Here is a 12,599-nt window from a genome sequence, read left to right on the forward strand (position 1 = left end):
CTCCGAGCGCGTCTTCCCGGTCGAGATCGTTCAGCCCACCCCTTGGACACGCGTACGGCCCCCGCCACCAGGCGAGGGCCGTACAGATGAAAAGAAGGGTCAGCCCATGTGCACCGGCGCGCCCTCGGTCTTGCGGCCGCTCTTGACGAACAGCGCCAGGACCGCGGTGAGGACCGCGATGCAGGTGCTGACCAGGAAGGCCAGGTGCATGCCGTCCATGAACGCATTGTGCACGGCCCCGCCCACCAGCTTCTGGAGCTGCTGCGGGGTGCCGGCCGGGAGCCCGCCGAACGCGGCGGCCTTCTCCAGCAGCGACAGCTGGTCCGCCGGGAGCCCCTTGGCCGTCTGGCCGAGGTAGCCGGGCAGCTTGCTGGAGATCTCGGAGGCCATGACGGCGCCCAGGATCGCGGTGCCGAGCGCGCCGCCGACCTGCATGGCCGACTGCTGCAGACCGCCCGCGACACCGCTGAGCTGGATCGGGGCGTTGCCCACGATGATCTCGGTGGCGCCGACGAAGACCGGCGAGAGGCCGAACGCCAGCAGTACGAACGGGATGCCGCTCTCGATGAACGAGGCGTCGATGCTCAGCTGCGACATGAGGAACATCGCGGCCGCGGTGATCAGCAGGCCGGTGGCCATCGTGATCTTCGGGCCGACCCTGCCGATCATCATGCCGGCCAGCGGCGAGGCCACGATCATGCCGGCGCTCATCGGCAGCATGCGCAGGCCCGCGTCCAGCGGGCTCAGACCGTGAACGCCCTGGAAGAAGAAGCCGAGGAAGAACATCGCGCCGAACATCGCGAACGCCACCATCATCATCAGCACGGTACCGATGGAGATGGACGGGTTCTTGAACAGCGACAACGGGACCAGCGGCTCCTTGGCCTTGCTCTGCCAGAAGATGAAGGCGGCGATGAGCACCACGAAGCCGGCGATGAAGGCGAGCGTCGTGCTGTCGCCCCAGCCCCACTCGGGGGCCTTGATGATCGTCCAGACGAGCGCGAACATCGCGCCCGACAGCAGCACCACGCCGAGCCAGTCGATCCTGGCCAGCGACGGGACGCGGTTCTCCTTGATGAGGAAGATGCCCATGATCAGGGCGATGATCCCGACCGGCGCGTTGATGAAGAAGACGGACTGCCAGCTGACGTTCTCGACCAGGACGCCGCCCACGATCGGGCCGGCCGCACTGGACAGGCCGATGATGGCGCCCCAGGCGCCCATGGCCGCGTTCAGCTTCTCACCGGGGAAGGCACCACGCAGCAGGGCAAGGGCGGCAGGCTGAAGCAGGGCGCCGAAAAGGCCCTGCAGCACGCGCAGCGCGATCAGCGCGCCGACCGGCGACAGGCCAGGAATGATGTCCGACAGCTGCTGGCTGAGGCCGATGCCGATCGAGGAGAGCGCGAACCCCGCAACGCCGATCAAGAAGACCCGCTTGTGCCCGAACAGGTCCCCGAGCTTGCCCGCCGTGATCAGGAACACCGCCAGCGCCAGCAGGTAACCGCTGGTCACCCACTGCAGATCGGACAGCGAAGCGCCCAGATCGTGCTGGATGGACGGGTTGGCGATGCCGACCACGGTGCCGTCGAGCATCACCATGATGACGCCCAGGCAGACCGCCAGAAGCACCAGCCATGGGTTGCCGCCCCCGGTCCCCGTCTCCCTGGGGCCGGGCGACGACGGCGCGTCGACCGTCCTCGCGTGAGCCATGAAGTCCCCCTCAATGCCGCCCCATAACGGGGCATAAGTCACTTAAGCCTCAGGTAATCTATGGCAGTCCATGACAGATGACAAACGAGTTTTATTTGTCGGACTATGACTTATGGCACACTATGACAGGAAGGTTTCTAGGGAGTGACGCAAGTGGGTCTAAGGGAACGCAAGAAGGAGAAGACGCGCCTGGCGATCCTCGACGCCGCGCTCGACCTGTTCCTCGAACAAGGGTACGACTCGACCACCGTGGACCAGATAGCGGGGTCGGTCGAGATCTCCCCGCGGACGTTCTTCCGCTACTTCACCAGCAAGGACCATCTCGTGCTCTGGTACCACGACCAGGGCGAGGAGATCATGCAGGAGACCCTGCGGACCCGCCCGGCCGATGAGCCCCCGTTCACCTCGATGATCCACGCGGTGCGCGCGGTCGCGCACGACATGGACGACTCAACACCCGAGGACACGGCGAGATTCCTGAAGTTGCGGCGGCTTCTTGAGGAGAATCCGCGCCTGGTCGGCCTGTCCGTCGCCAGAGGCGCGGAGACGGAGCGGCGCCTGGCCGTCGAGATCGCCGCCCGCAGGGGCGTCGACGTTACGACCGATCAGCGTTCGCACCTTATCGTCGCGTTCGCGATGTCGATCCTCCGGGTCGGGTTCGAGTGCCCGCAGGCCGACTTGACGGACGTACGGATCATCGTGGACCGCATGGAGGAAACCCTCGAACTCGCCCAGAACGCCTTCCGCCCCGGCTGGGACGTCTAGCTCGGCGCCGGATCGTCGCTCGCGGACACCGCTAGTTCAGTGTCGGGTCGTCCGGGCAGGTTGCCACGAACGCCAGTTCGCCCGGCTGACGCCGCAGGACGTTGCGCCACAGGGAGCCGGGGTCGGTGTGGAAGGTGTCGCCCACCTCCGAGTCGACGACGTACCAAGCCCCTTCGGCGATCTCGCTCGCCAGTTGCCCGGACGTCCAGCCGGCGTAACCGGCGAAGATTCGCATCTGCGCGATCTCGCCCTGCAGGATCTCCGGCGGCGCGTCCAGGTCGACGGTGCCCAGGCGGGAGACGGCGGGTGTGCCCGCGTGCAGCCTGCGCCAGCCCAGCGGCTCCTCGCCGCTCGGCACCGCGGCCAGGGCCAGCGCGCTGTCGGTCTGCACCGGACCGCCCTCGAACAGCACCGGTGGCCCGGTCACCAGCGGGTCCCACACCGGCAGCACCTGCGTCACCGAGATGTCGCTCGGCCTGTTCAGCACTACGCCGAGAGTGCCGCCGTCGAGGTCGTGTTCGAGGATCAGCACGACGCTACGACGGAAGTTGGGGTCGTCGAGAAGCGGCGTCGCCACCAGTAAACCGCCGACGTAGATCGCTTCCGCCATACCTCCATCATGAAGGGTCAACCCCACATCTCGCTCCCCCACCACCTGGATGTTACTTTCTGTAGTCATATGGGCACCATAGGTATCAAGATCGCCATCCTGTGGGGCTCGGGAGGAGCTAATGCCCATCGCGAACCGTCGCACGCTCGCCCTCCTGCCACTCGGCGCGTGGCTGCTCCTCCCCGCGACCATGGGGGCCTGGGCGGGATCCCATCCCGGTGACCCGTTCACGATGTCCGCCGGGTGGACCGACTGCGGGAGCGGGCGGACGCTGGTCACGTTGCGCAACCAGACTCGCGAGCCGGCCCGCTTCGACCTCAAGGCCGGCTCGACCAGCCTCGCCACCGGATCCATCCCCGCCCGCAAGTCGGTGACCCGGAACGTCCATGTCCGCCGGGGCCACAGCAGGGAGATCGAGGCGTTCTCGGTCACGGCCGGCCACCCTGACGCGCTGATCGACTCGACGCGGGTACGCAACACCTGCTCCAGGCACCGGGGCCGCCATCTCCCCCGCACCGGACACCAGGACCGCCACCTTCCCCGCACCGGCCCGCCGACCGACCTGCTCACCAAACTCGCCACAGCGGGCGGTCTGCTCCTCACGGGCGCGGTCTTCTGGTGGTACAGCTCCATCTGGCCACGCGGATCCTTCTGATCCCACACGACCCGAGCCCGCACTACCTGATCCCGTACGCCCTGGTCGCGCACAGTCCATCCCGTACGACCTAGTGGAAATCGGACATCAAGCAGTTCAGCCCAGGTCGCGGTCGCGGAGGCGGATCAGGGCGGCGAGCAGCGCGGTCAGCGAGAGGATCACTGTCAGGGGCGCCGCGGTGAACGGCTCGCCCGACACCGTGTTCGGCGTGGCCGGAGGCCTCCTCGTGGTGCAGCCGGAGCGTGGCGAGCATCGGGTATCTCGCGCCTGATCCCGTACGGCGACACGACCGGCAAGGCCGTCACCCGATGAAGGCCCCGTTGCGGGCCGCCACGAGAGCGCGCGTCGCCGACCGCTCGGCCGTCGCCTTGTCCACCGGCTCCTTGGTGACCAGCAGGCGGTAGTAGAGGGGGGCCGAGATCGCCCGGATGACCTCGTGGCCGTCGGTGCCCTCCGGGAGCTCGCCGCGCCCGATCGCCAGGTCGATTGATTTGCCCCACTCCGCGATCCGGCGCTCGTAGAAGGTGCTCAGGGCGGCCGCCGCCTCCTTGTCGCAGGTGGCCGCCGCGATGACGGCCTGCAGCGTGGCGCCCAGGCGTTCGTCCGTGATGGCGGCCAGGACGCTCAGGGCGTTGGCGCGCAGGTCCTCCTCGATCGTGCCGGTGTCCGCGTGCGCGGCGGACTGGTCGGCCAGCTCGGTCATGAGGTCGGCCACCAAGCCCGCCGTACCGGCCCAGCGGCGGTAGACCGTGGTCTTCCCGACGCCCGCCCGGGCGGCCACCGCATCCATGCTGAGGCCGTGGAAGCCGTGGAGCACCAACTCGTCCTGGGTGGCTTCCAGAACCGCCGCCCGGACCCGGGCCGTGCGGCCACCGGGGCGCACCGTTCCAGCCAAACGGGAATCCTGTTCCATTAAGGCTCCTTAGCGTGCTAGCGTCATCTCATCTTAACGGAACTAGAGACCCATTAGGGGGATGACATGTCCGTGGCCTTGCAAGCCGTCCGTATGACGGGGCGGCAGCGGCTGGTCCTGGTGCTGTTGCTCGGCTCCCAGTTCATGCTCGCCGTCGACTTCTCCATCCTGAACGTCGCCCTGCCGGTGATCGGCGCCGGACTCGGGTTCGAGCTGGCCGACCTGCAGTGGGTGGCGACCGCGTTCGCGCTCGCGGCGGCCGGGTTCACGTTGCTGTTCGGCCGGATCGCGGACCTGTTCGGGCGACGCCGGTTGTTCCTGGGCGGGATGGCGCTGCTCGGGCTCTCCTCGCTGGCCGGCGGGCTGGCCGGCTCGCACGGCATGCTCCTGGTCGCCAGGGTGGCCCAGGGGCTGGCCACCGCCGCCGTCACCCCGGCCGCTCTGGCGCTGCTGACCACCTCGTTCCCCGAGGGGCCGCTGCGGGCGCGCGCCCTGGGACTGAACGGGGCGCTCATGTCAGCCGGATTCACCTCCGGAGCGATCCTGGGCGGGCTGCTGACGGACCTGCTGAGCTGGCGGTGGGCGTTCTTCGTGAACGTCCCGGTCGCGCTCGCCGTCCTGGCCGCCGCCCCGGCCCTGCCCGCCGAGAGCCGCCCCGCGGATCGGCCCAAGATGGACCTTCCGGGCGCGGTGACAGTGACCACGGGCCTGCTGGCCCTGGTGTACGGACTTACCCGCGCGGGCGAACACGGCTTCGCCGACCCGGCCGGGATCGGCGGGCTGCTGGCGGGGGCGGGGCTGCTGGTCGCGTTCTGGTTCGTCGAACGGCGGGCGCAGGCACCGCTGGTGCCGGTGACGATCCTGGCCAGGGCCAGCGTGAAGTGGGGCAACCTCGCGGGGTTGGTCGCGTTCGCCACGGAAACCTCACTGGTCTTCCTCATGACCCTCTACCTGCAGAAGGTCCTCGGCTACTCGCCCCTGGCCACGGGGATGGCGTTCGGCGTGCTCGGGCTCGGCACGGTTCTCGGCGGACTCGCGGCCCCGCGCGTGCTGTCCCGCCTCGGCAACCGCAGGACACTGGCGACCGGCTTCGCGGTGCAGGCCGCGGCGACGGCGGCGTTGGCCCTGCTCGGCCCGGAGGCAGGCTGGATCTGGCTGCTCCTGGTGGCCACCTTCGTCGGCGGTGTCGGCAACATGCTGGCGATCGTCGCCTTCATGGTGACCGCCACCTCGGGCCTGCCCGCCTCCGAACAGGGCCTGGCGACGGGACTGGCCACCATGACGCAGCAGATCGGCATCACGATGGGCATCCCGATCATGAGCGCGATAGCAACGGCCGCCATGGGCACGATCCTGCGAGGAGTGACGACCGCGGTCCTGATCAACGCGGCCCTGGTCCTGGCCATGGCCGCCCACACCGCGCTCAGCAGGGAAGATCGCACAGGAACGCAGCCAGCCGGCCGCTGAACATCTCCGACGAGGCGGGCGCCGGGGACCGGTCACCACCCACGGCCGGCGCCACAACCTCGTCCTGCGGGCGGACTACCGCAGCATCCCGCCGGTCACGAAAACGTCGCCACCGGCTCAGAAGACGCCGTAACGGCGCCCGGCCACGCACCGGTCAGCGGCCGTCTTCCTGGAGGCCCTCAACCCCGGTCGGCGGGTGGCGGTGGGAGCGGCTGTGCCGTAAAAGAAGGCGATTGTCTGCTTCTAAAAAGCAATCAGGCTTCTGTGAAGCCCCGCGCACGCCCACCCGCTGAGTCGCGGACGGCGGCGGCCACGGCCGTCGCCACGTCCGGGTGGAACACGCTGGGCACGATGTAGTTGGGCCCGAGTTCCTCCGGAGACACCACGGCCGCCAGCGCGTGCGCCGCCGCCAGCAGCATCTCCTGGCTCACCTCGGTCGCCTGGGCGTCGAGCAGGCCGCGGAACACGCCCGGGAACGCCAGCACGTTGTTGATCTGGTTGGGATAGTCGGAGCGGCCGGTCGCCACCACGGCCGCGTGCTCGCGGGCGTCGTCGGGCGACACCTCGGGCTCCGGGTTGGCCAGGGCGAACACCACCGCGCCGTCGGCCATCGTGGCGATGTCGTCGCCGGTCAGGATGCCCGGCGCGGACACCCCGATGAACACGTCGGCGCCCTTGACCGCCCCGCGCAGGTCGCCCGAGTAGCCTTCGGCGTTGGTGTGGTCGGCGATCCAGTGGAGCGACTCGTCGAGGTCGTCGCGGCCCTTGTGCACGGCGCCGAGGTAGTCGCAGACGATGACGTTGCGCGCGCCCGCCGCGAGCAGCAGGCGCAGCACCGCGTTGCCCGCCGCGCCCGCGCCCGCCATGGCGATCTTGACGCCTTCGATGGGCTTGCCCACCACGCGCAGCGCGTTGGTGAGCGCGGCCAGCACGCAGATGGCGGTGCCGTGCTGGTCGTCGTGGAAGACCGGGATGTCGAGCAGTTCGCGCAGCCGCCGCTCGACCTCGAAGCAGCGCGGCGCGCCGATGTCCTCGAGGTTGATGCCGCCGAAGCCGGGCGCGATGACCTGGACCGTGCGGACGATCTCGTCGACGTCCTGCGTGTCGAGGCAGATCGGCCAGGCGTCGATGCCCGCGAAGCGTTTGAACAGGGCCGCCTTGCCCTCCATGACCGGCAGCGCCGCCTCCGGGCCGATGTTGCCCAGGCCGAGCACGGCGGAGCCGTCGGTGACGACGGCGACCGTGTTGCGCTTGATGGTCAGGCGCCGCGCGTCCTCCTTGTTGCGCGCGATGGCCATCGACACGCGCGCCACACCGGGGGTGTAGGCCATGGACAGCTCGTCGCGGTTGCGCAGCGGGACCTTCGACACCATCTCGATCTTGCCGCCGAGGTGCATGAGGAAGGTGCGGTCGGAGACCTTGTGGATGACCACGCCGTCGACGGATTCGAGCTGGTCGACGATCTCCTGCGCGTGGTCGGTGTCCCTGGCCGCGCAGGTGACGTCGATGCGCAGCTTCTCGTGACCCGCGTTGGTGACGTCGAGCGCGGTGACCACACCACCCGCCGACTCCACGGCGTGGGTGAGCTGGCTGACGGCCTTGCCGCCTGCGGGCACCTCAAGCCGCACGGTGATCGAGTACGAGACACTAGGGACGGTCGCCACGTCAATTGCTCCTTCGGGACTGACCAAGAAGTTATCCCATGGTAGGGCGGGTTCGGTCAGTCGAGTGCCTCGGCCGCCGTCGCGATCAAATCTACGCACGTCGCTACAGGAATACTCGTACTATCGATAACCAGGTGATATAGGGACGAATCCGACGGGTCCGCCCGATAGAAGTGGCGCACGTATGCCGTGCGCGCGCGGTCGTTGTCCTCGACGATCTTGCGCGCCTCGCGCTCGCTGAGCTCGCCCAGCGTGGCGGTCTGCCGTACCCGGCGTTTGAGCGGAGCGTCGAGCCTGACGTGCAGCGCGCCGGGATGGTCGGCCAGCACCAGGGCCCCCGCCCTGCCCAGGAAGACACCGCCCCGGTCCCGCGCCGTGTCCACGAGCAGGCGTTCGGTACGGCGGACGAACTCCTCCTGCGCGATCGGCATCGCGCCGGGGACGTACATGTCGACGCCGCCGAAGGTGACCGTCGGCAGCCGCATCGCGCCGGAGAGCAGCCGGCCGAGGCCGTGTTCGGCCCGGTCGTCGTGGGCCAGCGCCTCCTCCAGCGTGCAGCCGAGCTCCTCGGCGACGGCGCTGGGGATGGCCCGGTCGACGAAGGGCACACCCAAGCGTTCGGCCACGGCCGGACCTATGTGGCTACCGGCCGTGCCATATGTCGCCGAGATCGTGACGACCCGCATATAACCAGGTTAGAACAACGCGCTGGACAAAGCTCTACGTGCCTTGGCCAAAGAAGGGTCTTCGGCGGGTAGCGCGTCGAACAGGCCGAGCAGGTGACGCCGGGCCTTGTCCCGGTCGTCGCCCGAGGTGCGCTTGACCACGCCGATGATCCGGTCGAACGCCTCGTCGATCGCGCCCGACAGCATCTCCAGGTCGGCGGCGAGCAGCTGGGCGTCGATGTCGGCCGGGTCCTGCAGGCGACGCTGCACGTCGGCCGGGTCGACGTCGGCGGTCCGCTTGATCAGGCCGACCCCCGCCAGCCCCATCTTCGCGTCCTCGTTGGCCGGCGAGCGGGCCAGCAGCCGCTGGTAGGCCGCCTCGGCGGCGTCGAGGTCGCCCTTGTCGACGGCCTCCTCGGCGGCCAGCACGTCGGGGTCGGCGGGCGGGCCGGCGGGCTCGTCCTGCTGCTCTCCCACGTCGGCCGGGCGGGCGTCAGGGTTGGCCTGGTAGAACTGCTCGACGGCGCCCATCAGCTCGTCGAGCCAGCGGCGCACCTCCTGCTCGGGCAGCACCTGCTGGAAGCCGGTGACGGCCTGCCCCTGGAAGATGGCCAGCACGGTCGGCACCGCCTGCACCCGCAGCGCCTGCGCGATCTGCGGGCTGCCGTCGACGTTGACCTTGGCCAGGATCGCCCGGCCGCCCATGTCGCCGACCACTTTCTCCAGCACCGGGCTGAGCTGGGCGCTACCGGGAGCACGTGGCGACCACAGGTCGAGGACGACCGGCACGCTCATCGAGCGGTCGATGACCTCGGTAGTGAACGTCTCCTCGGTCACGTCGATGATCGAACCCGACGCGGCCGCCTGGGGACCCCCGGCCTCCCGCCGGGACTGTGCCTCGAGTGCCTGCTTACGCGCGCCCAGATCAACGGCTCCGTAGAGCGACCCAGGCCTAGAGAAGTCCGCCATGCTCCTCATCTTGCCGCATGGACGCGGCGGAGAAGTCACCCGCCGCCACCCTCAGCGTGCGCAACCGGTCAAAGAGCTGCCGCAGCTCGTCCTCGCCGTACATGGTCAGACCGAAGTCCGCCGCCATCAGATCGGCCGTGGCCCGTTGTACGACGTCACGTCCGGCGTCGGTGATCTCGGCGAGCACCCCGCGGCCGTCCTGCGGATTGGGCATCCGGCAGACGAATCCCGACTTCTCCAGCCGGTCGATGGTGTTGGTCACACTCGTCGGATGCACCATGAGCCGCTCGCCGATCTTCCACAGCGGAAGGGCTCCGGACTTGCTGAAGGTCAGCAGCACCAGGGCCTCGTACCTGGCGAAGGTCAGCCCGTACGGCTTGAGGAGCGAGTCGAGTTGCGACAGCAGGATCTGGTGGGCTCTCATGATCGAGGTGACGGCGGCCATGGCGGAGGAGGCCCCGAAGTGAGCGCGCCAGGTCTCCGCGGCGCGGTCGATGGGATCGAACGGCAGGTTGAGCGGCTTGGGCTGCGACACAGCGCTACCGTAGCGCGCCGCTCGTCCTGATTAGTATGGTTACGGAGAGCGATCGGACTCACGGCTTGACCAAGAATCCGGACGTCAATCATCACGCTCCGTTATGGTTCTCGCATCGATGGTGACGCGGAAGCCAAGTTCATTCGCCGTGGGGACCGGCCCGAACTGAATCGCTTCCGCCGCGCCGACATCGGGGCACGGGGGGTGCTTGGTGATCTTCAATGGAAAAACGGGTGCGTGAGCACGCGGGCGTTACACGTGAGGAGTTGAAGCAGAGCGCGGCCGTCACGGTTGCCGTGCTCCTTGCGCTCGGCTTGATCGCGGCGTGGAGCGTCCTGATTCCTGGTGTAGACGCGTGGGAAAATATCGTGGCCGCGGTCATCGGTTCGCTCCGGCTGACCGGGCCCGTGGCCGCCGCCTTCGCCGCGTGGGTGGCGATGCGCAAGCGCAGGGCGCTGCGCGGCCGCTCACTGACGACCTGGCGGGCGCTGAAGGCCCCGCTGGCGATCGTCGTGGTGGTGCTGGGCTCGTTCAGCGCGACCGTGCTGGTGCTGGCCATCAAGACGGTGCTCACCGAGCAGTCGGGCCGGCTGAGCCTGGCCGGGCTCGGTGTGGGCATGGCCGGGCTGGCCCTCTACTCGGTGATCGGGTGGATCACGGGCTGGCTGCTGCCCAAGGCCTACACGCCGCCGCTGGCCGGGCTGGCCTGCTACGGGCTGTTCACCTGGCTGGCCGGCGGCCGGGGCTGGGCCGACAAGCTGGCGCCCGGCACGGGCGAGCCGTACGACCTGTTCCAGGGGCTCGGCGGCACGGCGTTCCTCGACCAGACGGTCTGGTTGCTGGGCATCACGGCGGCGCTGCTGCTCGGCTGGGCGGCGGTGGTGACCAGGCAAGCCCTGGTGCTGGCGTGCGCGCTGCTGGCCGTGCTCGCCGCGGGCACGGGGGTGGCCCGGCTGCTGGGCGCGACCAAGCCCGCCGCCGCCCAGGGGATCGCCTACAGCTGCCAGGACTGGCCGATCACGGTCTGCCTGCATCCGGGCATGCGCGCGGGCCTGACCGAACTGGGCGCGGCCTTCACCAAGATCGCGTCGCGGCTGGCGGGCACGCCCGCCGGGTTCACCCGGGTCGAGCAACGGCCGCTGGAAGAGCCGCTGCAGCCGTCCGCCGGGCTCGCGCAGATCCACGTGCCCGACCTGTCGGCGGGCTTCGCCGACGAGGCCGTGTACGAGTACGTCGAGTCGCTGGCCGCCAAGTGCCCCGACACGCCCGCCGGCGGCTACCGCGAGATCGTGGTGGCCTGGCTGCGCGGCGAGCCGCTGCCGGGCGGGCCGCTGCCGGAGCACCAATACGCGGCGGCCTGGTTCTCCGGGTTGAGCGAGCACCAGCGGCGCGAGTGGCTGCGCATGTTCTTCAGCGACTTCCAGGCGTGCAAGCTGTCGAGTACGCACTTCGGCGGCGGGCCGGCGGGTGCCGCGGCGGCTCCGGTGGCGGCCTCGACGGGCTCTCCACAGGTCTATCCGGTCTATCCGAATCCCAGCGACGAAGAGGGCTCTGCCGACTGGGGATCGGAGATGTCACCTAAAAGGTGGCAATGATGATCGATCGTCGGGTAGTCAACCGCCATGACGACTTCCCAAACGGCGCCCCCCGCGGTCACACCGCAGCGGCGCCGCCGGTGGCGATATCTGGCCGGGTTCCTGGTCGTGGTGGTTCTGCTCGTGGTCGGCGGCCGCCTGGCCTGGTCCTGGCTCAATCCGTTCGGCGAGCAGACCATCGACCGCAGCCAGCCGGTGCTCCTGCAATCCATCAAGGACCTGAGCCGGTTCGAGGCGGCGACCGGCAACTTCCAGGTCGTGGTCGACCTGGAGAAGGACGCCCGCTTCCTGCCCGACGCCATCAAGGGCAGCCGGACGCTGTTCGTGGGGGCGGGCAACGTGGACGCCTACGTCGATTTCTCCGGCATGGCGGCCAACGGCGTGACGGTCTCGAAGGACCGTAAGGAGGCCACGATCCGCCTGCCCCGCGCGCAACTGGAGAAGCCGAACCTCGACAACCGGCGTTCCTATGTCTTCGCGCAGCAGCGTGGGCTGCTGGACCGCGTACAGGGCTTCCTGTCGTCGTCTCCGGACGACCAGCGGGAGCTGTACGTCCTGGCCGAGACCAAGATCTCCGAGGCCGCGGCGGCCAGCGACCTGCGGGCCCGCGCCGACACCAACACCAAGGCCATGCTCGAAGGGATGCTCAAGTCGCTCGGGTTCGCCAAGGTGACGGTGAAGTTCGCCGACCAGCCCTAAGTGCCTTAGGTCCTCCGACCGGCGCCCTAGGTATCTCCTCATGTCGGCCTACGACCGCAGATAGGGCATCCGCCCGATGTGGCGGCAGGGGCCTTAGGAGCAATCTTGAAAGTGCCAGGGAAGAGGACCGAAAGAAACCGGGAGCATTCGGATGAACGCCGAACTCGAATACGTCGTCATGAAGAACCACGCGGACGAGCTGCGCGAGGCCGCGGCCGAGCACCGCCGGGTACGCGAGGCGCTGAAGGGACAGAAGGCCGAGCGTCGTCACCGCTCGGTGTTCGCCAGATTCCTCTCCTCATGACCACCGCCAAGAAGCCCGGCCGCAACCTCCCTCGCGGCCGGGCCTACC

General features: G+C 69.1%; 13 protein-coding genes. 6 read left to right on the forward strand and 7 right to left on the reverse strand.

Features of this window, described 5'->3' with window-relative positions; translation table 11 throughout:
* Nucleotides 1-99 precede the first annotated feature (99 nt).
* Nucleotides 100-1,710, reverse strand: coding sequence for an MFS transporter (locus tag AB0B64_RS50820; RefSeq protein ID WP_357942737.1), 1,611 nt, complete (start codon nucleotides 1,708-1,710; stop codon nucleotides 100-102).
* A 153-nt stretch (nucleotides 1,711-1,863) separates the two neighbouring features.
* Here AB0B64_RS50820 and AB0B64_RS50825 point away from each other — a divergent pair, with 153 nt between their 5' ends.
* Nucleotides 1,864-2,475 carry a TetR family transcriptional regulator gene (locus tag AB0B64_RS50825; RefSeq protein ID WP_358197190.1) on the forward strand — a complete coding sequence of 204 codons (612 nt, stop codon included), beginning with the start codon at nucleotides 1,864-1,866 and terminating at the stop codon, nucleotides 2,473-2,475.
* 31 nt (nucleotides 2,476-2,506) lie between these two features.
* Here the strand turns inward: AB0B64_RS50825 and AB0B64_RS50830 are convergent, their stop codons facing one another.
* Nucleotides 2,507-3,085, reverse strand: a complete 579-nt coding sequence (locus AB0B64_RS50830; protein WP_225290402.1) for a YqgE/AlgH family protein — start codon at nucleotides 3,083-3,085, stop codon at nucleotides 2,507-2,509.
* A 121-nt stretch (nucleotides 3,086-3,206) separates the two neighbouring features.
* On the opposite strand from AB0B64_RS50830, the gene AB0B64_RS50835 reads away from it, so the two are divergent.
* Complete coding sequence (locus AB0B64_RS50835) at nucleotides 3,207-3,740, forward strand: hypothetical protein (RefSeq protein WP_357942733.1); 534 nt, start codon at nucleotides 3,207-3,209, stop codon at nucleotides 3,738-3,740.
* Nucleotides 3,741-4,041: 301 nt separating this feature from the next.
* On the opposite strand, the gene AB0B64_RS50840 is transcribed toward AB0B64_RS50835, so the two are convergent.
* Nucleotides 4,042-4,653 carry a TetR/AcrR family transcriptional regulator gene (locus AB0B64_RS50840; RefSeq protein ID WP_357942731.1) on the reverse strand — a complete coding sequence of 204 codons (612 nt, stop codon included), beginning with the start codon at nucleotides 4,651-4,653 and terminating at the stop codon, nucleotides 4,042-4,044.
* Nucleotides 4,654-4,719: 66 nt separating this feature from the next.
* Between AB0B64_RS50840 and AB0B64_RS50845 the strand changes: the two genes are divergently transcribed.
* Nucleotides 4,720-6,120: an MFS transporter gene (locus AB0B64_RS50845; RefSeq protein WP_357942729.1), complete on the forward strand. Its 1,401-nt coding sequence runs from the start codon at nucleotides 4,720-4,722 to the stop codon at nucleotides 6,118-6,120.
* A 254-nt stretch (nucleotides 6,121-6,374) separates the two neighbouring features.
* On the opposite strand, the gene AB0B64_RS50850 is transcribed toward AB0B64_RS50845, so the two are convergent.
* From AB0B64_RS50850 to AB0B64_RS50865, 4 genes are read right to left on the reverse strand one after another with little or no spacing between them, the layout of a single operon-like run.
* Nucleotides 6,375-7,784: an NAD-dependent malic enzyme gene (locus tag AB0B64_RS50850; protein WP_357942727.1), complete on the reverse strand. Its 1,410-nt coding sequence runs from the start codon at nucleotides 7,782-7,784 to the stop codon at nucleotides 6,375-6,377.
* Between the two features lie 56 nt (nucleotides 7,785-7,840).
* Complete coding sequence (locus tag AB0B64_RS50855; RefSeq protein ID WP_357942725.1) at nucleotides 7,841-8,470, reverse strand: cytidylate kinase-like family protein; 630 nt, start codon at nucleotides 8,468-8,470, stop codon at nucleotides 7,841-7,843.
* Nucleotides 8,471-8,479: 9 nt separating this feature from the next.
* The gene (locus AB0B64_RS50860) at nucleotides 8,480-9,418 is read right to left on the reverse strand and encodes a tetratricopeptide repeat protein (RefSeq protein WP_357942723.1); all 939 of its coding nucleotides are present in this window, start codon (nucleotides 9,416-9,418) and stop codon (nucleotides 8,480-8,482) included.
* A complete protein-coding gene (locus AB0B64_RS50865; RefSeq protein WP_357942721.1) occupies nucleotides 9,402-9,953 on the reverse strand; it encodes a MarR family transcriptional regulator in 552 nt (183 codons plus the stop codon). Before AB0B64_RS50865 ends, AB0B64_RS50860 begins: the two co-directional genes overlap by 17 nt.
* 233 nt (nucleotides 9,954-10,186) lie before the next feature.
* On the opposite strand from AB0B64_RS50865, the gene AB0B64_RS50870 reads away from it, so the two are divergent.
* From AB0B64_RS50870 to AB0B64_RS50880, 3 genes are all read left to right on the forward strand, one after another.
* Nucleotides 10,187-11,548 (forward strand): hypothetical protein, encoded by a 1,362-nt coding sequence (locus AB0B64_RS50870; RefSeq protein WP_358197196.1) that lies wholly within the window; start codon nucleotides 10,187-10,189, stop codon nucleotides 11,546-11,548.
* Nucleotides 11,549-11,575: 27 nt separating this feature from the next.
* Nucleotides 11,576-12,247: a DUF4230 domain-containing protein gene (locus tag AB0B64_RS50875; protein ID WP_357942717.1), complete on the forward strand. Its 672-nt coding sequence runs from the start codon at nucleotides 11,576-11,578 to the stop codon at nucleotides 12,245-12,247.
* A gap of 151 nt (nucleotides 12,248-12,398) precedes the next feature.
* Nucleotides 12,399-12,551 carry a hypothetical protein gene (locus tag AB0B64_RS50880; RefSeq protein ID WP_225290392.1) on the forward strand — a complete coding sequence of 51 codons (153 nt, stop codon included), beginning with the start codon at nucleotides 12,399-12,401 and terminating at the stop codon, nucleotides 12,549-12,551.
* Nucleotides 12,552-12,599 lie beyond the last annotated feature (48 nt).

The organism is Nonomuraea sp. NPDC049129 (assembly GCF_040648495.1).
GTDB lineage: Bacteria > Actinomycetota > Actinomycetes > Streptosporangiales > Streptosporangiaceae > Nonomuraea.

Excerpts from the sequence above, each read along its gene's own strand:
- AB0B64_RS50820 (WP_357942737.1), bottom strand. The coding sequence starts at position 1,710 with ATGGCTCACGCGAGGACGGTCGACGCGCCGTCGTCGCCCGGCCCCAGG.
- AB0B64_RS50830 (WP_225290402.1), bottom strand. The coding sequence starts at position 3,085 with ATGGCGGAAGCGATCTACGTCGGCGGTTTACTGGTGGCGACGCCGCTT.
- AB0B64_RS50835 (WP_357942733.1), top strand. The coding sequence starts at position 3,207 with ATGCCCATCGCGAACCGTCGCACGCTCGCCCTCCTGCCACTCGGCGCG.
- AB0B64_RS50840 (WP_357942731.1), bottom strand. The coding sequence starts at position 4,653 with ATGGAACAGGATTCCCGTTTGGCTGGAACGGTGCGCCCCGGTGGCCGC.
- AB0B64_RS50845 (WP_357942729.1), top strand. The coding sequence starts at position 4,720 with ATGTCCGTGGCCTTGCAAGCCGTCCGTATGACGGGGCGGCAGCGGCTG.
- AB0B64_RS50855 (WP_357942725.1), bottom strand. The coding sequence starts at position 8,470 with ATGCGGGTCGTCACGATCTCGGCGACATATGGCACGGCCGGTAGCCAC.
- AB0B64_RS50860 (WP_357942723.1), bottom strand. The coding sequence starts at position 9,418 with ATGGCGGACTTCTCTAGGCCTGGGTCGCTCTACGGAGCCGTTGATCTG.
- AB0B64_RS50875 (WP_357942717.1), top strand. The coding sequence starts at position 11,576 with ATGACGACTTCCCAAACGGCGCCCCCCGCGGTCACACCGCAGCGGCGC.
- AB0B64_RS50880 (WP_225290392.1), top strand. The coding sequence starts at position 12,399 with ATGAACGCCGAACTCGAATACGTCGTCATGAAGAACCACGCGGACGAG.